We start from the raw sequence: 23,536 nt of genomic DNA on the forward strand, positions 1-23,536 counted from the left end.
ATGTTAAGAAAAAAATATGTTAAAAAAGTTCTGGATTGCAAAATTTGTTTAAATTTGTGCCCCCAACTTTTAAATTGTTGAAAATTAACAAGAAAAGTATTAAAAAAATAAATATACTCATGATTAAAAAATTATCATTGATCTCTTTATTTACCTTGCTGCCTGCGTCCTATTATTATGCGCAGACAACAGTGTTTGCGTATCTTAAGGATGCGGAAGGCAAGCCTGTTGAGCAGGCAAGTGTAGATTTAAAAGGAGCAGGAAATGATGCAAAGGCAGACAAAATCGGATATTTCCAATTTACGGATTTGATGCCCGGACATTATCAGATTATGGTTACAAAACCCAATTTTGAAACTAAAGTTTTTGAATTTGATGTAACCAGTGATGAGAAAAGAAAAGATCTTGGAGTAATTACTCTTTATTCTGCATTGAATGGTGCAGATCAGGGGTTAGCTATCATAGAAGATTCCGGGGAAAGTGACGGTGGCGGTGCACAGCAAACTGCAACCGTTGGGTTATTACAGTCATCTCAGGATGTTTTCAACAGAATGGCAAGTTTTGATTTAGGTCCCTACTGGTTCCGTCCAAGAGGAATTGACAGCAGAACAGGTGAGAATATGATCAATGGGGTTTCTATGGCCGCTGCAGATAATGGAGATGTAGATTTCAGCACCTGGGGAGGATTGAACGAAATTACCCGTTACCCGGAAATTGCAGCTAACCATGCCCCTTCAGAATATGCTTTCGGAGGAACTACCGGAGTATTTTATAAGAATACAAAAGCCAGCGAGTATAGAAAAGGAAGTCAGTTAACCTACTCTCTGACCAACAGAAATTATACCAACAGATTATCCTACAGGTTTTCATCCGGAATGAATAAGAACGGATGGGCATTTACAGGAATGATCGCAAGAAGATGGGCACAGGAAGGGATTCAGGATGGTACCGCTTATGACGCATACAGTGGCTATCTTGGTATTGAAAAAAAATTCAGTGATAGTCATACCATGACTTTAAATGCCATTGGATCTAAATATGCAAGAAGCTCTTCAAGTCCAAGTACTCAGGAAGTATATGACTTCAGAGGTGTTCATTACAACTCGTATTGGGGATGGCAAAACGGAGATAAAAGAAATGAAAGAGTGAAAAGAGGTTTCCAGCCGATGATTCAATTACAGGATTTCTGGAAAATCAATAAAAACTCTCAGCTATGGACATCTGTTTCTTACCAATTTGGGAAAGAATACAGTTCAAGACTGGACTGGTACAGAGCCAATAACCCTTCTCCAACGTATTACCGTAATCTACCAAGTTATTGGTTAAACTATACAAATCCGTCTCCTGAGCAGGCTGCCAACATTGGAATCACAAGAGACTGGTGGACCAATGATGACCAGTCACACACACAGATCAACTGGGATAATCTTTATAATGCCAACCGAAATGTAGAATACAATGCATTATTGGGCGGAAGAAGAGCCGCTTATTATCTTGTAGATGATGTGAAAGACGATAAAGTATGGAATGTGTCTACGCACTATACTTATAACTTCACCGATACTTCCCGTTTTATTTTAAATTTATCTTATCAGAATTACAGATCTGAGCAGTACAGAGAAGTAAATGACCTTCTGGGTGCTGATTTTGCCCTGAATATGGATCCATTTGCATCCAACACCACTGCAGGAAGTGTTTGGGGAAAATTTAATACAAGAGAAAACGATACTGATGTTACCAAAAGAGAGGGTGATAAAATCGGGTACAGCTATATTTTCAGAAGACAGGAATTCAAAATAAACCCTGCTTTCAAATTCTCTACAGGAAAATTTGACGTTTTCATTTCTGGATTATTCGAATATACGACAAACAGCAGAGAAGGATTATTCCAACATTATCTGTATGAGTCTTCTTATGGAAAAGGTGCAGACCAAAACTTCTGGAATGCAGGGGTGAAAGGTCAGGTTACTTATAAAATTAATGGTAGAAACTTCCTTGTTTATAACGGAGCTTACTTCTCACAGTCTCCTTTTTTAAATGATATTTATTTTAATACAAGAGTAAGTGGTGTTACAACGCCGGGAATCAAGAATGTTGTTGTTGATGCCAACGATCTGAGTTATGTAATCTCTACTCCGATTGTTAAACTTAGGCTGACAGGTTACCTTGTTAATACTCAAAATGAAACAAGTGTACAAAGATACTTCGCACAAGGAATTAAACTGACAAACCTTACTGAGAGTGGTGATCAGGCTCCGGTTCAGGATGGTGCCTTCATTACACAGGTATTGGCAGGAGCCAATAAAAGAAATATGGGGATTGAGCTTGGCGCACAAGTAAAAGTAACTCCTACTTTAACAGCAAGTGGTTTATTAAGCTTAGGGCAATACACGTATACCAATAACCCTACCGTTTATTTTGCATCTGACGCTGTTGGAACATTCAGAGAGCTTGACGGGAACGGAAATATCGTATCAAGATCTTATACCAATATGGGCGAAGCAACACTTAAAAACTACAGACAGGGTGGAACGCCTCAGGAAGCATATACGCTAGGTCTTCGTTACAGCAGTCCTAAATACTGGTGGCTGGGAGCAACATGGAACTATTTCGGACATTCATTCCTGGATCCGTCTCCGGTAACCAGAACCGCAAGATTCTATACCAATCCTAACACACCTGGAGTTCCTTATGATCAGGTAACTGATGAAGAACTTGCAAGAGTTCTTACACCTACAAAGCTTCCTTCAGCATTCTTCTTCAATGTCAATGCAGGGAAGTCCTGGCTGATTGGTAAGTATTATGTATTGCTGTCTGCATCGGTTAATAACATCCTTAATAACAGAAACTTTATTACAGGAGGATTTGAGCAGACCAGAAACGTTAACTATATTGATTATGCGAATGATTACGACAGCGGAAACATGGTATTCGCTCCTAAATATTGGTATAACCAGGGTAGATCTTATTTTGTTAATCTTCAATTCAGATTCTAAAAAACTAAAATTAAAAATCGAAAACAATGAAAAATATATATTTTAAAGCGGCGATCTTTAGTGCTATTTCAATGCTGGCATTCTCGTCTTGTGTGAAAACTGATGATTATGAGGTGCCAGAAATCAAATGTACCAACAAATTTGCTGCAGCTAATCACCAGTTATCAGAAATTGTAACTATTGCAAAGGCAAAACCAGGTGAAGCCGATATCATTAAGGAAGATTTCATCGTAGAAGCTTATGTCTCTTCAAGTGATGAGTCTTCAAATCTTTACAAAATGATGTTCCTTCAGGATAAACCTGAAAACCCGACACAAGGGATTGAAATTGATATCGATGGGGGAAATCAGTATCTTGATTATCCTATTGGAGCTTTAGTAAGAATCAACCTGAAAGGATTGATCGTTCAGGGAGTTAATGGAAACATTAAAGTAGGTTCTTATGATCCTAACTATCCTATCGGTAGAATCAACCCTAATAAAGTATCTAATTATATGGCCAGAGTTTGCGACGGACAAAAGCCTGTAGTAGCTGCAATGAAGCCATTAGAGTTCAACTCTATCTCTGATGCTTTGAAAAACGGTGCTCATATCAATCAGCTTGTAAAAATTAAAAATGTTCAGTTTGAAGAGCCTGAACTGACCAAAAATTTTGCTGACGAATCTGCAACAGGTGATCGTTATATTACGGATAAAAAAGCAGGTAGATTAGATCTTCGTTTCAGCAACTATTCAACTTTTGCGAAATCTCCGATCTCTCCTAAATATGAAAAAAGTGGTGATATCGTTCTTCTTCTGAGTCGTTTTACAAGCTCAAATAACGCAACGGTTTTCACAGATCAGGCTTATATAAGAGATCTTAATGATATTAACTTCCCGAATGCCAGATTTACTCCAGGTCAGCCGGAACTTCCATCTGCTAATGCTGTCAATCTTTTCCCTAGCTCTGATTTTGAAAATTGGGGGTCTTTTCTATCAAGTTTAAATAGCTTTGGGCTTATCTCTTATGCATCTCAAGGTATTGGTTTGGGATATAATGATACAAACTCCCTTCAGATTAAAGGTACACCTGGCAATAATGATTATGTATTTACAGCGAATGCTGCGTCAGGAATACCGGCAGCTCCGAAGAGAATTACAATGTATATCAAAGGGACTGCATCAGGAAAATCACTATCTTTCAATGTATATAGAGCAACACCATTAGCGCCTAATACATCTGCTTTCTATACATTTAATTTAGCAACATTCTCTACTGGGGCTACTTTAAGCCCGGAAAGTACGAATTCCTATAACGGATCTATCAACACGAACGGACAATGGAGACTGATTGAGCTTACCCTTACAGGTCTTACCGATCTTAATACTACCGCTGGAAAAACTATGTTTGCCCTCAAAACAGGGAAGGATGGTGTGTATGATCTTCAGATTGATAATATCAAAATTGAGTAATTTATTAGGATAAAATATATTCTGATACACTTTATAAAAATCGGGCAGCTTGAAAAGCTGCCCGATTTTTATTTATACGAGGTTTTATCTGCGTTTATTTAACCGTAATTGTTGGATCCCAGTAAAAGTAACCGTATAGAATCTGTTTGTTACTGTCATTCGGATCTAAAATATAAAGTCCAAACTGTACATAGAAATTCTCTGTTCCTGTAGCTTTTACTTTAGAGTCGATACTTGCAAAAGTAATATCAGCGCTGGCAGCAGGAAGACCGTTTTGAGAATTCAAATTAGGTACCGCAGCTTGCCTTCTTTCAACAGAATTGTAGATAAAGCTGTTAAAAACCTGATCTCCGGACCAGTATTTAATATTGTAGATGATGATAGCATCATCAGAGTTTTGATAGATTGAAGTTCCTCTGAAAGAAACGGTGTCTCCGGCTCTTGCACTGAAGTTCAGATCGGCTGTACCTTGCCCGGAAATAGCATTGGCATTCGAAACAATCATATGCTGGCTGTTATGATCAATTCCTGTAGGATTATTAGGATCTGTACTTGGGCTTTTATAAGTATTTCTTACATAATCCGTGTCTATAACGATCAGGACATCAATTTCCTGACTGGACGATTTTAGTTCTATATCTTCCATGATATTTAGTTTTGTCTGGTGTTTTCTTACTCATATGGCTTTTCAGATTCCGCCCCGTTATTTAAGTGATTCCGGCTTCACATTGTTGGTTGTAATTACAATACAAATGTACATGGGTGAAAGTGAAAATGTTAGAGTGAAAATGCTGAAATTTGAGATTAGGTATTTGTACTTAATTAGTCTCTTTTGTGTGATTATTTTGCTTGGGATAAAAAATACCCTGAAAAGTTCAACTTTCCAGGGTACCCATTTTATAATGGTTAAATCTAATTTTCGTTTAAAAAGAGACCTCGTTTACTTCTTTTCCTCTTTGGAAGTTCATTGTTTTCTGGCTGCCTTTATAAGCAATGTTTACCAGATTGATCTGCTTAGGAAAAGCGCTTAAAAGGATCGTATTTTTAATCTTTAAGGTGCTGATGTCCGAAACGCCTCCGGTTTCAAAATACACCCATACAGTTTCTCCGCTGACCTGACTTCCTGTGAAGGTAATCGTTTTAGGAGACCCATTGACAAATACATCAAAATTATTGTTCACATATTTTTTTACCTCCGCTTCAAATCCTGCCGTATTAGGGTTTATTTTAATAGCATCAGAGATATGGCTTGTATTCATTTTTGTGGTAAACTTCAATGTCTTGCTTCCATCAATATAGTCAACTTTGGTCATTGAAGAGAAAAAGTCTGCATACATAAAACTCATTAACACAAAAAATGTTAAAATTCCTGATATATATAAAAGTTTTTTCATCTTAATTAATAGATTTACAATCATAGCTGTTTGTTATAAGTCACAAATAATATGCCAATTAAAAATTTACATTCACAGAATATTTATCATAGAAGGCTTTAATATGCACTACAGCCTCGTCAGCAGTATCTACCACACGATAAAGATCAAGATCATCTTCCGCAATCATTCCTTCTTTTAACAGCGTTGCCTTAAACCAATCCAGTAATCCTCCCCAGAATTCACTTCCTACCAAAACGATTGGGAATCTTCCAATCTTATTGGTTTGAATCAGGGTCATCGCTTCAGTCAGCTCATCCAATGTTCCAAATCCTCCGGGCATTACTACAAAACCCTGAGAGTATTTTACAAACATTACTTTTCTCACGAAAAAGTAATCAAAATTCATGGAATAGGATTTATTGATATAGGGGTTAAAATGTTGTTCAAAAGGGAGATCAATATTAAGTCCTATAGATTTCCCTTTGGCATTGAATGCTCCTTTATTTCCTGCCTCCATGATGCCCGGACCGCCGCCTGTAATAATTCCGAAACCTAGCTTGGTGATTTTTTCAGCAATATCTACTGCCATTTCATAGTATTTGTTCTCCGGCTTCAGTCGGGCAGAACCAAATATAGAAACACACGGGCCAATCTTAGCCAGTTTTTCATAACCGTCTACAAATTCAGCCATGACCTTAAAGACCATCCAGCTGTCTTTGGTGATTGTTTCGTCCCAGGTTTTCTGTCTGAAACTGTTGTGCAGTTTTGTTTCATTTATGTCAAGTTCTGGATTTACTAAACTTTCATCCCTGATTCCATCAATTTCCATTGTAAAATTTATTTAAAATGTTTTTCGGCCTCTATTACGGACGAGGGTCTTCCAACGTCAATAAGAATACTGTCATGTACAAAACCATGTATATGTTCGGTCTGCATCAGATCCAGATATTCTTCCATAACAGAGAATTTGCCTGTTCTTTTTATTTTTTCAAAGATGACAGGATTGATACAATGAATTCCACTGAATGCAAGGGGTCTGAATCCTTTATTGAATTCTGCAAGCCTTTGTTCTCCGGTTTGTACATTCAGCCAGCCTCTCAAAACCATATCATCATTGAAAAGGAGTTTTCTCGAACTTTCTCTGTCCGAAACCGCTAAAGTAGCAAAATCTTTTATCTTTTTGTGGTAGTCTACCAGTGCATTGATATTCAAGTCTGTTAGAATATCAGCGTTCATGATTAAAAAATCTTCTCCGTGATCAAGAAATTTTCTTGCAAATATCAAGCCGCCCCCTGTTTCCAGAAGTTCGTTGGTTTCATCAGAGATATCAATCTTACATCCGAAATTACTGTTTTTATTCAAAAAATCGACAATCTGATCTCCAAAATGGTGAATATTAATAACAAAATCAGTGATTCCGAAACTTTTCAGATATTTGATATTTCTTTCCAGAAGCGGAACCTCATTTACCTTTGCCAATGCTTTTGGGTGATGATCTGTAAAGGGTTTCAATCTGGTGCCTTTCCCTGCTGCAAAAATTAGAGCTTTCATAATTTTATAAGTAATGAGTGATTGGTAATGAGTAATATATAAGTGTAATAAGAAAATTACTTATTATTCATTACTGATTACTCATGTTCAGTTGGGGTTGTTCATCGTGTTGAAGGGTCACTGTAGTTCCTTCAGGATATTTTTCTCTGATAAATTCTGCAATTTTTATAGCGGAATATACTGATCTGTGTTGCCCGCCTGTGCATCCGAAATTGATCTGAAGATGTTCAAAACCTCTTGCAAGGTAATCATCGATATTGATGGAAACAAGAGATTTTACCAGTTCTAAAAACTTTGGCATTTCCGTTTTTGTTTCCAGGTATTCCTGAACTCCTATGTCATTTCCGGTCTGGATTTTATATTCTTCAATTCTTCCCGGATTTAAAATTCCACGGCAGTCAAAAGCGAAACCTCCGCCATTTCCTGAGTGGTCTTTAGGTATTCCTCCTTTTTTGTATGAAAAACTGTGTATCTCGATGTGTAGCATATTTTTTATTTTTAAACCATTAAGGCTTATTTAGTGATGTTGAAGTGTTTGTCAGTCTGAGCGGAGTCGAAGACTTAGTTATTTAATATTTCCTCAATTTTTTGTTTTGCCTTATCAGACGTTAACTGCTGAATTACTTTTTTAAGTTCGGGGTAATCCTTCATTGAGTCCCAGGAATTTGAAAACTGTATAATATTCTGGATTCCTTTTTCCAGGCTACCCAGGAAATGTTGTTTCCTCTGAATCAGGCCCCGGAATCCGTAGGCTCCTAAAACCTGTAAAAATCTCATCATTTGAATAGGCATCACTGCATTTCTTAGCTGAGTCTTCGTTTCAGGATTTTCAAATTGCTCAATATAAAAATCCAGCATTTCCTGTTTGAAATCTTCCGGGAAATTGGCCTTAGCCTGAAAAAGAAAAGATATGACATCATACATTAATGGTCCTTTCATGGCCGATTGATAATCGATGAAAGAGACTTCATTCTTTTCATTCACCATGATATTTCTTGCCTGGAAATCACGGATCATAATTCCTTTAGGTTCAATATTTTCAATAAAAGCTGCAATTCTTTTGAATTCTTTCAGAAGGGTAGATTTGTTGTATTCAAGTTCCAGAAAATCGGCAACGAAATTTTTAAAATAGTAAAGATCATGAATCACGGGAAGTTCATCATAACTTTCGTATTCAAAGGTTTTTGAAAAATCAATTTTTCCCTGTGTCTGCATCTGCATCTGGAAAAGCTTTTCTAAGGTTTGCCGTACCAAATGTCTTATAGTGGGAGACCGCTGCTCTTTGGTAATCACCTCAGAAAGAGTATGCTGTCCTAAAAATTCCTGGATGTACATTTTCCTGTCATCTGAAACAGCAAAAATGTAAGGAGTATTAAGATTTAGTTCTGAAAATACTTGGGAATAGTAAAGAAAACTTTCGTTTTCCGGGATATTTTCATTGTACGTGATAATGTATTTCCCGGTACCTGCAGTGGCCAGAAAATTTACCCTCGCAGAGCCGCTTTGAGCTAATGTGACGAATTCGGAAGATTTTTCACCTAAATGGTTTTCAAAAAATCGTTTTGCGTTTTCAGAAGTCATAATATGGAAACAAATATACTAAATTAACATGAGTTGGAAATCATAGTTTAAAGAACCGATCGATTGGGGTTGAAGTGTATGATAATTGAAATGTATGATTTTGGTTTTATTAAATGTTTTTGTGAAAAATTTTCAGCATTATACCTCAAAATTGTAAAATTTACTTTTTGGGTTTTAACTTTCTTTATTCAAATTCAGTATATTACAGGCTAATTTTTATCTTTGCACTATGCTGAAAGACTTTAAGCCTGTTTTAGGTATTTTATTGCGTTTTATTGTTATCTACCTGGTATTGCTTTTTGCCTATCAGTTCTACCTGAACAGCGGTAAAGACTCTGGATTGGATGCTTTTTCAAGGATGATCGCCAATCAGGTAATGTCTCTCCAAAATGCGACAGGATACCCTACAGAACTTTATAATGATGTAAAGAATGAACAGGTTTGGTTTTATGTAAAACAAAATTATGTGACGAGAATGGTGGAAGGATGCAATGCCGTTTCTGTCATCATTTTATTTGTGTCTTTTGTTTTTGCCTTCTATAAAGGAGTGAAAACCTTTGTTTTTGCAGGAGCAGGATTAGTATTATTATACATTATAAATCTTTTAAGAATTGTAGGGTTAAATATCGTGATGTCCGACTATAAGGAATATGGAAAGATGTTTCACGATTTTATTTTCCCTGCTATTATTTATGGAAGTGTTGTTGTACTTTGGTTGATCTGGATTAAATTTTTTGCTTTAAAACATGAAAATTCTTAGCTGGGTGTTGGTTATCGCAGGAATCTGCGGTTTGATAGGTATAAGAGTTCTGGAGGATACCCTTTTTTATGATCCTTTCCTAGGTTATTTTCATGAAGCGAATAAAAATATTGAATTCCCTGCCTTTGAATGGGGAAAACTGATTGCCGGACATGTGTTCAGATTTATTTTAAATCTTTTTTTTTCCTGCCTGATTATTTACGGTTTATTTAGAAATAAAGACTGGACTATACAGGGAGTAGTGTTGATGATTGTTGTATTTTCCATTACATTTCCGATTTACCTTTACTGTATTCACAGCAAATTTGAAATAGGATATCTTTTTTCTTTTTATATGAGAAGATTTGTGATTCAGCCGTTAATTATACTCTTGATTGTTCCGATGTTCTATTATAGAAAACAGGTGATCAGTAAAGAAAGCTGAGAAATTAAAAGCGATTTGCTTATTCTCCTTCAATGATTGTATGTTTATCCACACTGGTAACATTTTCCGGAGTCCATTCTACACGTTTGATGAAATCTTTTTCACGGACAGGACAATCTTTGATCTGACATACCGGACACGAAATAGGTTTACAGTCGTCCATATGAAAATTAAACTCAATAGTACGTTTAATATTTTCTGCAAGAAGAATAATGACTTTTTCCATTTCGCCATGGGCATCGCGAAGATCATAATACCAGGGAAGCGTAATATGAGCATCAATGTGAAGAGAAGATCCGAATTGCTGGATTTTCATATTATGTATATCAATCCATTCTACATGTCTGTTTTCCTCAAGGATTCTAATGACCTGATTGAGTATTTCAGGATCCTGTTCATCCATAATACCGCTTAAAGATTTTCGGACTATTTTATAGCCTACAAATATGATGTAAAGTCCAAAACTTAATGCTACTACGGAATCCAGCCAATAGATTTTAGTGAAATAAACAATGATTAAACTGGCCACTACTCCAAGGGTTGTAATAGTATCTGACTGAAGGTGTTTGCCGGACGAAATAAGAACCAGAGAATTCTCTCTTTCTCCTTTTTTTATAGAGATATATCCCAGCAGATAATTAACAACTGCAGTGGCTGCAATAATCCATATCCCAAGATCAATTTTACTTAGCGTTTTTCCTACAATAAGACTATGGATTCCTTCATAAATGATCATCACGCCGGCAATAGCGATAAGTGCACCTTCAATACCGGAAGTCACGAACTCTACCTTTCCATGACCGTAAGGATGATCTTCATCTTTAGGTTTGGCGGCAAGGTGGAGAGAATATAATCCCATGAATGCACTGATAACATTAACGATACTTTCCATGGCATCGGAAAATACAGCATCAGAATTGGTAAGTTTCCAGGCAATAATCTTTCCGATAAAAAGAATAACTCCAAATACGGCAATAAGTTTCTGGAATCCTATTTTTTCTTTGTGGGTATTCATATAGAGTTTGATAAAAAAAAGAATCTCAATGTTGAGACTCTTTTTTATTTTGTTAGTTTATACTAAGTTGTTTGCTACAAGGTATTCTGCAATTTGTACAGCGTTTGTTGCTGCTCCTTTCCTCAGATTGTCTGCAACAATCCAGAGGTTGAGCGTTTTAGGCTGTGACAGATCCCTTCTGATTCTTCCAACAAAAACTTCGTCTTTTCCTTCTGAGTACAGCGGCATCGGGTAGTGGTTGTTTTTTACATCATCCATTACAATAACACCAGGAGTTTCAGATAAGATTTTTCTTACTTCATCCAGTTCGAATTCATTTTCGAATTCAATGTTTACACTTTCAGAATGCCCTCCCTGAACCGGAACTCTTACAGCAGTTGCTGTTAGGTTGAAGGTGTCATCTCCTAAAATTTTCTTAGGCTCCTTCATCAGTTTGATCTCTTCTTTGGTGTAATCATCATCAGCAAATACATCACAATGTGGTAATGCATTTTTGAAGATCTGATAAGGATATACTTTTTCAGTAGAATCATCACCGCTGTTTTGGCTCTCTTTGTTCACTGAATTTTCAATTTCACCATTAAGCTGATCCACAGCTGCTTTACCTGTTCCTGTTACAGACTGGTAGGTAGAAACGATTACTCTTTTTAAATCATATTTTTTGTTCAAAGGTCCAAGAACCATTACCAATTGGATGGTAGAACAATTCGGATTTGCGATGATTTTATCTTCTTTTGTTAAAACATCAGCATTAATTTCAGGAACGACTAGTTTTTTATCAGGATCCATTCTCCATGCGGAAGAATTATCAATTACTGTTGTTCCTGCTTCTGCAAATAGAGGAGCGAATTCAAGTGAAGTAGAACCACCTGCAGAGAAGATCGCAATATCCGGTTTGGCAGCTATAGCGTCCTTCATGCTTACGATGGTAAATTCCTTCTGTTTATACTTCACCTTCTTGCCTACAGATCTTTCGGATGCTACCGGAATTAATTCTGTTACAGGGAAGTTTCTCTCCTCCAAAACTTTAAGCATAACTTGTCCAACCATTCCTGTTGAACCTACTACAGCTACTTTCATTGATTTAATTAAAATTTAAGATTAAACTATTTATAGATTATAACACATATAATTTTTTTATCTTTTTAAGCCCCGAAGACTCTTGTCCAGGGGAATGCAAATGCAAATAAACCTACTGCAATCAATCCCATAATCACTACTCCTAAAGAAATAGTATCATTGGATTTTACTTTTTTGTTGACAATGGTCATCAAAACTGCTGCAATAAGCATAGAGAATGGATGTTCAACATATTGGAATCTTAATGCTGCATTTTTCATTACTTCTCCCATGTTTAATCCTTTGCTGAAAGTGGTGATCAGCATAATGATTCCCAGTAAAAACTGAACATGAAAGAAAATCATCGTGAAAAGAGTTGTTTTCTTCAAAAACTTGTTCACTTTTCCGCTGAAACCGAACATGGTAGCTAAAAGTGCGATAACAAATAATGTTACCAAAAGAATTTCAAGATACCCGAATCCTTTGTGGGCATTAAGTAAAATGTTGTAAAAATCCATAATCCTATTTTTTTTGTACACAAAGATAACAAAAATCCCGGCTCAAAGCCGGGATTGATATTGAGAAAATCTAATATTGTGATATTATTAGAAGTTGAATGATAATGTTGCTGCCCAGGTTCTTCCGAATCCGAAGAATACCTGGTTAGTTTGGCTGATTCCTTTGTAATTGCCTGCTGCCTGGTAAGCTGCATATTCTTTAGCAAGACCAGCAACTGTTCCACCTTTGATTTCAGCATATTCCTGTGCTGTAAGGTTTGCATGAGTATTTGTATTTGATTCAGCAATGTATGTTGTATCGAATAAGTTATAAACGTTACCTCTAATCGTGAAGTACTGTTGTTTGTTGTTTAGGTTGATTCTATATGAAAGACCTAAATCAAACAAATTGTAGCTTGGTAATTCTAATGTACCTTTTTGAGCAGCAGCTTGAGTTCTGAAATTGAAAGCATCTAAACTAGCATACAGATTGTTTGTATTTCTCCATGTAGCGTCAAAGCTTAGGTTTCTAACAGGTTTTACTGTTACTCCTAAAGCAGCTGTCATTTGTGCAGCGTCACCAACTTTTACTTTATCTAGGTATAATGTAGCTTCGTTACTTGTGCTTCCAGGGAAGTTAAGTGGCTGGTTTGTGCTGTCTTCAAAAAGAGTAGCAGTTGCATTTCCTTTATAGTACCAGTCTCCAACAGAGAACATACCATTGATGGTTAATATTTTATTAAGATTATAGTTAGCATCTACTTCCACTCCCATGTGAACTTCATTCAGTCCATTCATTTCTACATAAGCCGTCTTACCTGCAATAAGATCTCTTAGGTTAGATCTTCTAAGATATCTGTCATCCCAAGTTGTTCTGTATAAGTTAACATTAGCATTGAAATTTGCAGATCTGAAACCGTACCCTAATTCTATACCAAATATTTTTTCATTTGTAAGATCCGGAGAAACGATGTTCTCATTACTTCTGTATACTGCATTGAAAAACGGCTGTTTTTCATAGTATCCAACATTCCCAAAAACATTGTGTTGTTCGTTAATATTGTAATTAACTCCGGCCTTGATATTGTATCCGAACAGATTTTTGAAACCTGTTTTAGTATTCATAATTTCTCCTTTCTTTGATTTTGTAACTCCATCAACAATAAAGTTATCAATTCTTTGGAATCCTTGGTTAGATACAGACCCTTGAACGAACGCAGAGATTTTATCATTTGTATATTCGAACTGGCCGAAAGCTCCATACCAAAGTACTTCCCCATCATTGCTATAGCCAATTTGATTATTTATATTGTCAATTTTTCCGCCAAATGGATTCCAGCTAGCTTCTGGTTTAGATACTGCTGTTACTAAGTTAGGTGGAATGTTTTTGTTATTTTTATCAATATATCCGCTCGCACCTAGTAGATCAGTTACTACCTGATAATGGTATCCATAATAGTATCTTGCATCAACACCCGCAGAGAACTTAAAGTTATCATTGATGGTGTGGTTGAAGCTTGAAATTAAACCAAACCAGTTGTGTGAATTAATAGATGCATTTCTGATAAGAACTCCTTTATCTGGTGTAGACGCTTGGTTAGCTGCAACAACATTATCAAAATTATATAATCCCGTATTCTGATCTCTAAAAGTACTTAAGCTTTTTCCATTGGCAGAACCGGTAGTGTTTGTTCCTCCTCCTCTACCAAAAGAACCATATAGTACCGTGTTAAGTTTCGACTTTTCACTCAGTGTCCAGTCCCAGTTTAGGGATAATACAGGCTTATGATAATAGTTTACTCTTGCAGAATATTGTCTTCCATTCAAATAGCCCCAGTCTGAGTTATATTTTCTGTCTGGAGTTCCATCGTGATCCGGGTTGAATTTTATATAATCGGAAATAGCAATAGCATATGACCTTTGATTATGCCATTGAGGTGCCCCAGTAATGGTAAATTGAAAATCATGATTACCTCCCGGTTTTTTGTATCCTAATGCAAAATAATAGTTATATCCTTCAAACTTAGTTCCGTCCGCATACATAGAACCTGCAGTTCTGGACATTAGAAATGAAGAAGACCATCCTTTTTCAGATTTTCCTGTATTGTATGCAAAAAGAGATTTTACATAATCATTGTTACCAACTCCCAGAGAAACTATTCCACCTTGTTTTTTGTCGGCAGCTCTTGTAAGAATATTTACAGTGCCACCCACAGACGCAATTGCTAATTTGGAGGATCCAAGTCCTCTCTGTACCTGCATTGCAGAAGTTACATCAGATAATCCTGCCCAGTTTGACCAATAAACTGATCCTCCTTCCATATCATTTACGGGCATACCGTTTACCATTACGGCAATATTGTTTTGGTTAAACCCTCTAATATTTAGTTTAGAGTCTCCAAAACCACCACCTCCTTTAGTAGCATAAACGGATGGAGTTGTGTTTAGGATCTCAGGAAACTCCTGGTTACCTAATTTTTCAACAATCTGTGCTTCTTTAATTGTTGAAACTGCTACTGGAGTCTTTCTATCCTTAGCGATATCTGCAACACCAGTTAATACAACTTGTTCAATATCATTGGACTTAATTTTTGTAGAGTCCTGAACCTGTTGAGCATAATAGACGCTGGCTGTAGATAAAGTAATTACTGCAGATAGCATCGATTTGTTGATTAATTTCATAATCGTTAGTAATAATTAGATTTAATTTTCTGCAAAATTCGCAAAATTAAATTTAACTATTATTAACTCAATGTTAATTTTTAATCAGTCTTAATAATGTTAATGGGTTAAAAATCAGTGATATGAGCAAAAATTGAACTTTTGTATGAAAAAAGTCATGTTATTGAATTTTTAACAAAGTAGGGGTGTTTTTGTTAAAAATACAACGCTATTTCACTGCTTTGAGACTCAAATCTATATTCTCAGCAGAGTGTGTAAGGGCTCCCACAGAGATATAGGTAACACCTGTAGAGGCAATTTCTTTCAGCATATCGCGGGTAATTCCTCCTGATGCTTCAGATTCACAAGAACCGTTAATCATTTTTACGGCCTGCTTCATGGTCTTCACATCCATATTATCTAACATGATTCTGTCAACCTTTGCATTGATGGCTTCCTGAACTTCTTCAAGGTTTCTGGTTTCAACCTCTATTTTTAACTTTTTCTTATTCTTTTTAACATAGTCCTTTGCCATTGCCACTGCATTGGTGATGCTTCCGTTGTAATCAATATGATTGTCTTTCAGCATGATCATATCATAAAGACCATATCTGTGATTGGTTCCACCGCCTATGGCAACCGCCCATTTTTCACACATTCTGAAGTTGGGAGTTGTTTTTCTTGTATCTAAAAGTTTAGTTTTTGTACCGACTAATCTTGAATCCCAGTCATGGGTAAGGGTTGCAATACCACTCATTCTCTGCATGCAGTTGAGAACAAATCTTTCCGTAGAAAGGATGGATCTTGCACTTCCTGTAACAATAAGGGCTACGTCTCCGAATTTACAGGGAGTTCCATCTTTAATAAAAATTTCAACTTTTAGGTTTTTATCAAATGTTTTAAAAATGATTTCAGCCAGTTCAACCCCTGCAAGAATACAGTCTTGTTTTACTAAAAGCTTAGCACTTTGTACAAGATCCTGTGGAATAGTGGAGAGGGTAGAGTGGTCTCCATCCTGAATATCTTCTTCAAGAGCGTTTTTTATAAATGTCTTTAATGCTTTATCTGTTACGTATGCTGGTCTTTTCATTGTGTGATTTCTGTTAGGCTAAGTCTTTATTATAAAATGCTCCTTTATTCTCCGTCATTTCCATGGATTGGGTAATGATGAGGTGTGCAACGGTTGTTAAGTTTCTTAATTCTGATAATTGAGGGGAAAGAATAGAGTAATGGTATATTTCGTCCACAGCAGCTGCAATTTCCTGATGCTTCTGTAGGGCCATATTCAGACGTCTGTTGCTTCTTACAATCCCTACAAGATCACTCATCATTTCCTGAAGCTGTTTTCTCAGATAGCTGACGATGACCATTTCGTCCATGATTTTCATTCCTTCTTCATCCCATTCCGGAACGGCTTTCAGATCATCAAAGTTGAAACTGTTTTCATTCAGGAGGTCTACAGTTTTCATAGCAGCATTATGTCCGAAAACCAAGCCTTCAAGCAACGAGTTGGAAGCTAGTCTGTTAGCGCCGTGAAGTCCTGAGTTGGTACATTCTCCTACTGCGAAAAGATTTCTGATGGAAGACTGTCCGTCTCTGTCTACTTCAATCCCTCCCATGAGATAGTGGCAGGCTGGTACAACAGGAATCAGTTGAGTGAAAGGATCAATTCCTTCGTCTTTACATTTTTTGTAAATATTCGGGAAGTGTTCTAAGAATTTTTCATGGTTCATTTCCTTGCAGTCTAAGCCGACAAATTCGTCTCCGGTGATTTTCATTTCAGCGTCGATGGCTCTTGCAACGATATCTCTGGATGCTAATTCTTCCCGTTCATCGTATTTATGCATGAATTTTTCGCCTCTCTTGGTTCTTAATTTGGCTCCGTCTCCACGAACGGCCTCTGAAATTAAAAACAACATTCCATCCATTTTACTGTACAAAGCTGTTGGGTGAAACTGGTAATACTGCATGTTGGAAACCTTTCCTTTGGCACGGGCAACGAAAGCAATTCCGTCTCCGGTTGCAATCGTGGGATTGGTTGTATTTTTATAAACATGTCCGGCACCTCCTGTGGCAACCAGCGTTATTTTAGAAGTGATTTTTTTGATGGTTTTGGATTTTTCATCCAGAATATAGGCACCATAACAGTGGATGTCGCCTTCATTAAGTTCTTTTCCCGGAACATGGTGCTGGGTAATGATGTCAATCACATAATGGTGGTCGAGGATTTCAATGTTCGGGCTGTTTTTGACTGTTTCCAATAAAGCCCTTTCAATCTCAAAACCTGTAATGTCTTTATGATGGACGATTCTGTTTTCAGTATGGCCTCCTTCTCTGCCTAAAGCAAATTTGCCGTTCTTCATATCAAACTGTGCACCCCATTCTACAATTTCATTGAATCTCGCAGGAGCTTCTCTTACCACCATTTCTACGACATCACGTTTATTTTCTCCATCGCCGGCACGCATGGTGTCGTCAATATGTTTTTGGAAATTGTCATTCTGAAAATCTGTAACGACAGCAAGACCGCCTTGTGCATATTTGGTGTTGCTTTCGTCTTCGTCAGATTTTGTTACAATAATGATTTTGGCATCAGGGTGCTGTTCAGAAACTTTAATGGCATAGGAAAGTCCGGAAATACCGGAACCGATTACTAATACATCCGCTTTTATCATATGCTGGCTTTAGGTACAATCGTTTAAAATATTAAATAAATTTAAACAATTTTTCGTTTGGTTTTCTTACTTTTTTCATGTGCTGGAAATGATCTTCTTCAGAACGGTAACCTAAAGCGAGGGTAACAGTTACTTTTTCTGTTTCAGGCTCGATATTCAGAATTTCTTCTATAAGATCCTGGCGGAAACCTTCCATAGGACAGGAGTCTATGTTTTCAATAGCTGCGGCATACATAAGATTGGCCAATACTATATAAGACTGTTTTTCTGCCCAGTTGAAAATTTCATCATGTGTTTTTTGTGTAATATGCTGATTAATACTGTTTCTGAAGGGATCCAGTGTTTCCATAGGAGTTTCTCTTACTTCAGAAATATGATTAAAATAACCCCGGATATAGCTCTCTTCAATCACTTTCTTTGAAATAATGACAATAAGATGAGAACAGGTGGAAATCTGAGATGGATTATAGAAAGCCGGAATCAGCTTCTGCTTCATTTCCTCACTTTCAACAATCACAATTTTATAGGGCTGAAGTCCCAGCGAACTGGCAGACAGCTTTCCTGACTCAAGAATGTTGTGAAGAGTTTCCTGAGGAATAATCTGATGATTGAATTTTTTTACAGAATATCTTCTGCTTAAAGCTTCCAAATAATTCATAGGACAAATTTAAGAATTGAAGATGAATAAAGTGTCTTTAAAATGAAATATCTCCTCCTTGTTTATACAAAAAATCACCCCGACATGCAGGGTGATTCTTTTGATGTGATGGAAATTGTAATTATTCTCTGTTTTTTACAACAATCCAGCCTGAGAATTTTATTGGAGTACTGTTTTTATTATTTTCATTCCACGAAACCGAATACCAATAGTTTCCTGTAGGGACTTTTTTATGTCCATTGGTAGTTCCTGCCCATTTGTAGCCATTGGTTTTATCTGCTTTGAACATTTTATAACCATATCTGTCAAAGATGGCTATTTCCAGATTTTGTTTGTTAGCTAATGCAGAGTAATCAACAAAATCATTAATACCATCATCATTAGGAGTGATTATATTGATCAGGTTAGGGACTGTAATATTGATTTCCACAGGAACGCAATTATAGCCGTCTCTTACGTATACTTTAGCTTCTCCTCTCGCAATATTGGTAAATACATTGGAGTCCTGCCAGTTGATATTATCCATAGAATACTGATAAGGAGGAGTTCCGCCATTAGCATATATTGTTACCGTACTTCCTGAAATGTCAACCGTTGTAATAACCGGATTATCGGAAGGATATACTGTTACTTTCTGTGTGGCAATACAATCCCCGGTTTTAAGTTTTACCCAGTAAGTGCCTACTCCTACATTTTTGATAGACTGAGTAGTAGCTCCTGTGCTCCATTCGTAGCTTTTGAAACCAGCTCCTGCATCTAAAGTAGTTGTGTTTTCTATACAAATCGTCTTGTCAAGCAAAGTTCTTGAATAAACAGGAGGGATAACAGTTAATGTAACTTTAGCAATAGAATAACATCCGTTTGCACTGAATACTTTAATATAAACCACTCCATTGGGAGCAATATATGCTGCCGGCGTAGAGATTGCATTAGTTCCACTGATGGCATCCGTTAACGATGGATAGTATTCTTTTGTAAGTCCACCCTGGGAAACTACAGCGCCTGTAAGATTAAAGGAAGCCATAGATGGATTGGTTTCAATAAAACAGGATTTGAGTTCAACATCATTGACCACCACCACGGGGTAAATATTCAGTGTAATTTTAGACGTACTTACACAGCCCTGAGGTGTGGTTACTTTTACATATATTGTTGCTGCTGCAGAGGCATAGGCAGAAGGATTGGTTATTTGGTTCGTACCATTATTCAAATCGTACAGGGTGGGGTAGAATTCCTTGGTAACTCCGGCAACAGTTGTTACAGCTGCGGTATTGAGATCAAAAGTTGCTGTTCCGGCATTGTTGTTATTACATCCTGTAAGACTGGCATCTGTGGCTGCAAATGGAGTAGGGTTAAGCTGAATAATACCGTCGCCATTATCACAAAGAGTAGAAGTGGGATCCTTCACTACCACTTTGATGGTAGTATTTCCTGAATACTGGAAACTTGCAGGATTTGCGATAGGAGTAGAACTTCCCAATACATAATATGTGAAGATATAATTTCCCGGATTGTTTACAAATTGAGAATTATAAGAAGTAAGGTCTACTGTACCATTTCCGGTAGCGGGATTTGTACAAACGAACGGCGAGACTGTATTGCTTAAAATAGGAACTTTATCTACGAAAACCTTTACGTCTTTGATAGAGTGTCTCGCGCTGGCACCTCCTGTTGCTGCAGAGAAGCCAAAATATCCCTGTGACATTCCCACGGCACCTCCGGAAGGAGCAAAAGACTGATCTACGATAAGCACACCGTTTATTCTTACCTTGATGATCCAGTTTGTTGGGTTGGTAAGGTCTGTTTCTCCATTTACTTCAACGTGTCTGTAAGTATCTCCTACAAATGGGTTGGTAGCGATAAGGTCCGGAGAGTGGAAGGTACTTCCTGGAGTATTGTTGAATTCAATATTGTTACCTGTGGTATTATTAGTGCCATAAAGAATATGAACTTTGCTCATCTGGCCTTCAGTCGTATTGTTGAAGATATCAAAACCAACCATTAGCCCGGAAGCATTGGCTGGAATACCCAGCCCTCCTCCTGATACAAATCCTGTTGGCGGATTGGCAAGATACCAGAAGGTAAAACCATCTCCTTTTCCAAACTGTGTGGTTCCGTTTCCGTCAATTCTGAAATCGAATTCTACTTTCCATTTATCGCAATAGCTCAACGTAATAGGAGTGGATAATTTTACAGCCCCGTATCTGCTGGTTTGATCTGTGGTAAGTCTTACAAAGTCTCCGCTTACGATAGCATCAGAGACAAGATCCCAGCCTGTTGTATTTACAGGGTTTCCGGTAAGTTGATACGTTTGTGAAAGAAACCTTCCCGGCAAGCATAATAAGATAGTCAGTAAAAAAATGAGTATATCTTTTTTCATAGTGGATGGATTATGATGTTATTGTTTTTTGATATAAAATCGCTTTTTTTAATGTTTAAATTATAGTGAGAAAGAAATATCTGGTCTCAATCTCTGATTGGGCGGATGTTGTTTTTAATACCGAAACTACCCCGGAAGAGGTAGTTTCTGATATTAAAATTTATTCTCTGTTTTTAACCAATACCCAGCCTGAGTATTTAGTTTCAGTATTGTCTTTGTTGTTTTCGTTCCATGAAATGGTGTACCAGTACGTTCCAGTAAGAATTTTTTTACCGGAAGCAGTTCCGTCCCAGGTGAAGTTTCTCATCTTTCCGGCTTCATACAATTTATTGCCATATCTGTCGTAGACGATGAATATCAGATTTTTCTTGTAAGCCAGCGCTGAATAATCAATGACATCATTTACATTATCCCCGTTTGGTGTGATGGCATTAATCAGATTAGGAACGGTGATCTGAACTTCAACAGGGGTACAGTTGTAGAAATCTTTTACATATACTCTTACTTCTCCTCTTGCTAACCCTGTGAATATATTGCCCTGCTGCCAATTAACTCCGTCCACAGAGTATTGATATGGAGGCGTTCCTCCTGCTGCATTTACTGTTATGGTGTTGTTGTCAATATCAATGCTGGAAATCACCGGGTTTGCAGAGGCTTTTACATTAACAGTCTGCGTAGTGATGCAGTTGCCGGTTTTCAGTTTTACCCAATAAGTGCCAACCCCTACATCTTTAATAGATGGGGTAGTTGCTCCTGTGCTCCATTCATAACCGTCAAATCCAGGTCCTGCATCCAAATCTGTTTTTTCTCCAATACAAATGGTTTTGTCTTTTAAAACAGAAGATGGTACAGGTGGTAATACCATAAGATTGATTTTAGCAATATTGAAGCATCCGTTAGCATCTGTTACTTTTGCATACACTACAGTACTTGTAGATAAATACTGAAGTGGATTCATGATTTCATTGATGCCGTCTAATGCATTAGCGATGGATGTGTAGTATTTTTTGGCTGTGCCGGTTCCTAAAGTGGTAACATCTGCGGTTGTCAAATTAAAAATAGCACTTGTGATATTATTTTCAATAAAACATGATCTTAGAGTGGCTTCCTTCACAGGAGTGTCGGGATAGAATGCCAATGTAATTTTTGCTGAACCTGTACATCCCTGAGGAGTGGTTACTTTTACATAAACAGCTCCGGGGGCGGATATGTAATTGTTAGGATTCTGAATCTCATTCGTATCTGCATTGAGGTCTGCTAACGTTTTATAATATTTTTTACTAACCCCAGGAACATTTGTAACAGCTGCTGTATTAAGGTTGAAAGCTGCTGTTCCGGCTTTATTATTATTGCATACAGTAATCGTTTTATCTTCTGCTTTGAAAGGAGCAAGATCCAGTAAAATTTTACCATCCGGGTTATCGCAGAGCAATCCTGCATTATCTTTAATAACAACTGTTACTGTTGAGTTAGCGTTAAACTGATAATTGGCGGGATTAGCAATAGGTGTAGAGCTTCCGAATGGATAATAAGTAAAGGTATAATTGGAAGGGTTGTTTACAAATTGCGAATTGAAAGTAGTAAGGTTTACAGATCCGTATCCTGTAGCAGGATTAGGGCAGAATGACTGTGTTGCTGCATTCTGCAAAATAGGAACTTTATCCGTATAAATTTTTACATTTTTAATGGAATGTCTTGATCTTGCTCCCCCTGTAGACGCTGAAAAGCCAAAATAGCCTACAGTCATTGCGGCAGCTGTGCCTGAAGGTGCAAAAGACTGATTACAAATTACATTACCGTCTATTGTTATTTTGATGATCCAGCTGGTGGGAGCTGCAGGGTCTACCTGTGCTGTTACTTCCACATGTTTAAAAGTTGTTCCCTGAAAAGGTTGTGTAGTATTCAGATCCGGTGAATGGAAAGAACTTCCGGGTATATTAAAGAATTCAACGTTGTTGGTGTCAGTGGTGTTTTGAACCTGTCCGTAAGCAACATGAACTTTACTCATGGTAGCTGTCGTGGTATTGTTGTATGTATCAAGCCCTACTACAAGTCCTACCGCATTCTGAGAAACACCAAGACCGGAACCTAATACGCTGGCAACAGGCGGATTGGCAAGATACCAGAAGGCAATTCCATCTCCGTTGGAGGTTTGGTTGGAATCCATTCTGAAATCAAATTCCACTCTCCATTTGTCGCAATATTTTAGATTGATGGGATCATTCAGCCTTATGGAACCGGATTGGTTGTTGGTGTCCGGGGTTAGCTGAATAAAATCTGTGTTTACCTGAGTAGGTGAAACCATTGTCCATCCAGTAGTGTTCACTGGATTTCCGATAAGCTGATAAGTCTGGGCAAAGGACTTCCCGGCTATACAGAGTAAAAAAACAGATAAATACAATAATAGATTTTTATTCATTTATAATGGGACTTAGATTAATATGTAAAGATA

The 23,536-nt window shown here is 37.2% G+C and carries 19 protein-coding genes; 4 read left to right on the plus strand and 15 right to left on the minus strand.

Annotated elements, in window-relative coordinates; all coding sequences use genetic code 11:
• Nucleotides 1-119: 119 nt before the first annotated feature.
• Complete coding sequence (locus ACODR7_RS06390) at nucleotides 120-2,996, plus strand: carboxypeptidase regulatory-like domain-containing protein (protein ID WP_488838142.1); 2,877 nt, start codon at nucleotides 120-122, stop codon at nucleotides 2,994-2,996.
• Between the two features lie 26 nt (nucleotides 2,997-3,022).
• A complete protein-coding gene (locus tag ACODR7_RS06395; protein ID WP_488838144.1) occupies nucleotides 3,023-4,447 on the plus strand; it encodes a DUF5689 domain-containing protein in 1,425 nt (474 codons plus the stop codon).
• Between the two features lie 94 nt (nucleotides 4,448-4,541).
• Here the strand turns inward: ACODR7_RS06395 and ACODR7_RS06400 are convergent, their stop codons facing one another.
• The 6 genes from ACODR7_RS06400 to ACODR7_RS06425 all read right to left on the minus strand — a co-directional run bounded on the left by ACODR7_RS06400 (nucleotide 4,542) and on the right by ACODR7_RS06425 (nucleotide 8,955).
• Complete coding sequence (locus tag ACODR7_RS06400; RefSeq protein ID WP_488838145.1) at nucleotides 4,542-5,093, minus strand: inclusion body family protein; 552 nt, start codon at nucleotides 5,091-5,093, stop codon at nucleotides 4,542-4,544.
• Nucleotides 5,094-5,370: 277 nt separating this feature from the next.
• On the minus strand, nucleotides 5,371-5,841 hold the full coding sequence (locus ACODR7_RS06405; protein ID WP_488838147.1) for a DUF6702 family protein: 471 nt from the start codon (nucleotides 5,839-5,841) through the stop codon (nucleotides 5,371-5,373).
• Nucleotides 5,842-5,899: 58 nt separating this feature from the next.
• The gene (locus tag ACODR7_RS06410) at nucleotides 5,900-6,652 is read right to left on the minus strand and encodes an LOG family protein (RefSeq protein WP_488838148.1); all 753 of its coding nucleotides are present in this window, start codon (nucleotides 6,650-6,652) and stop codon (nucleotides 5,900-5,902) included.
• An 8-nt stretch (nucleotides 6,653-6,660) separates the two neighbouring features.
• Entirely contained in the window at nucleotides 6,661-7,374 is a 714-nt protein-coding gene (locus tag ACODR7_RS06415) for a nucleotidyltransferase family protein (RefSeq protein ID WP_276967627.1), read from the minus strand.
• Nucleotides 7,375-7,444: 70 nt separating this feature from the next.
• Complete coding sequence (locus ACODR7_RS06420) at nucleotides 7,445-7,861, minus strand: RapZ C-terminal domain-containing protein (protein WP_488838149.1); 417 nt, start codon at nucleotides 7,859-7,861, stop codon at nucleotides 7,445-7,447.
• A gap of 74 nt (nucleotides 7,862-7,935) precedes the next feature.
• Nucleotides 7,936-8,955: an aminoglycoside phosphotransferase family protein gene (locus ACODR7_RS06425; protein WP_488838150.1), complete on the minus strand. Its 1,020-nt coding sequence runs from the start codon at nucleotides 8,953-8,955 to the stop codon at nucleotides 7,936-7,938.
• Between the two features lie 229 nt (nucleotides 8,956-9,184).
• On the opposite strand from ACODR7_RS06425, the gene xrtF reads away from it, so the two are divergent.
• Nucleotides 9,185-9,715: an exosortase family protein XrtF gene (xrtF, locus tag ACODR7_RS06430; RefSeq protein ID WP_488838151.1), complete on the plus strand. Its 531-nt coding sequence runs from the start codon at nucleotides 9,185-9,187 to the stop codon at nucleotides 9,713-9,715.
• Nucleotides 9,702-10,139 (plus strand): exosortase F system-associated membrane protein, encoded by a 438-nt coding sequence (locus ACODR7_RS06435; RefSeq protein WP_488838152.1) that lies wholly within the window; start codon nucleotides 9,702-9,704, stop codon nucleotides 10,137-10,139. The genes xrtF and ACODR7_RS06435 overlap by 14 nt, the downstream gene beginning before the upstream one ends.
• A 19-nt stretch (nucleotides 10,140-10,158) precedes the next feature.
• Here the strand turns inward: ACODR7_RS06435 and ACODR7_RS06440 are convergent, their stop codons facing one another.
• The 9 genes from ACODR7_RS06440 to ACODR7_RS06480 form a co-directional block, all read right to left on the minus strand.
• Nucleotides 10,159-11,154 (minus strand): cation diffusion facilitator family transporter, encoded by a 996-nt coding sequence (locus ACODR7_RS06440; RefSeq protein ID WP_076596001.1) that lies wholly within the window; start codon nucleotides 11,152-11,154, stop codon nucleotides 10,159-10,161.
• 57 nt (nucleotides 11,155-11,211) lie between these two features.
• Nucleotides 11,212-12,234: an aspartate-semialdehyde dehydrogenase gene (locus ACODR7_RS06445; RefSeq protein WP_488838153.1), complete on the minus strand. Its 1,023-nt coding sequence runs from the start codon at nucleotides 12,232-12,234 to the stop codon at nucleotides 11,212-11,214.
• Between the two features lie 65 nt (nucleotides 12,235-12,299).
• A complete protein-coding gene (locus ACODR7_RS06450) occupies nucleotides 12,300-12,731 on the minus strand; it encodes a hypothetical protein (protein WP_034691532.1) in 432 nt (143 codons plus the stop codon).
• Nucleotides 12,732-12,818: 87 nt separating this feature from the next.
• Nucleotides 12,819-15,392, minus strand: coding sequence for a TonB-dependent receptor (locus ACODR7_RS06455; RefSeq protein ID WP_488838154.1), 2,574 nt, complete (start codon nucleotides 15,390-15,392; stop codon nucleotides 12,819-12,821).
• A gap of 208 nt (nucleotides 15,393-15,600) precedes the next feature.
• Complete coding sequence (nadC, locus tag ACODR7_RS06460) at nucleotides 15,601-16,461, minus strand: carboxylating nicotinate-nucleotide diphosphorylase (protein WP_488838156.1); 861 nt, start codon at nucleotides 16,459-16,461, stop codon at nucleotides 15,601-15,603.
• Nucleotides 16,462-16,474: 13 nt separating this feature from the next.
• A complete protein-coding gene (gene nadB / locus ACODR7_RS06465) occupies nucleotides 16,475-18,046 on the minus strand; it encodes an L-aspartate oxidase (RefSeq protein ID WP_488838158.1) in 1,572 nt (523 codons plus the stop codon).
• 31 nt (nucleotides 18,047-18,077) lie between these two features.
• Entirely contained in the window at nucleotides 18,078-18,704 is a 627-nt protein-coding gene (locus ACODR7_RS06470; RefSeq protein WP_488838160.1) for an NAD(P)H-dependent oxidoreductase, read from the minus strand.
• 121 nt (nucleotides 18,705-18,825) lie between these two features.
• Nucleotides 18,826-21,084, minus strand: a complete 2,259-nt coding sequence (locus ACODR7_RS06475) for a T9SS type B sorting domain-containing protein (protein WP_488838162.1) — start codon at nucleotides 21,082-21,084, stop codon at nucleotides 18,826-18,828.
• 160 nt (nucleotides 21,085-21,244) lie between these two features.
• Nucleotides 21,245-23,503 carry a T9SS type B sorting domain-containing protein gene (locus ACODR7_RS06480; RefSeq protein WP_488838164.1) on the minus strand — a complete coding sequence of 753 codons (2,259 nt, stop codon included), beginning with the start codon at nucleotides 23,501-23,503 and terminating at the stop codon, nucleotides 21,245-21,247.
• Nucleotides 23,504-23,536: the final 33 nt, after the last annotated feature.

The sequence above is a fragment of the Chryseobacterium sp. FG46 genome (assembly GCF_057809135.1).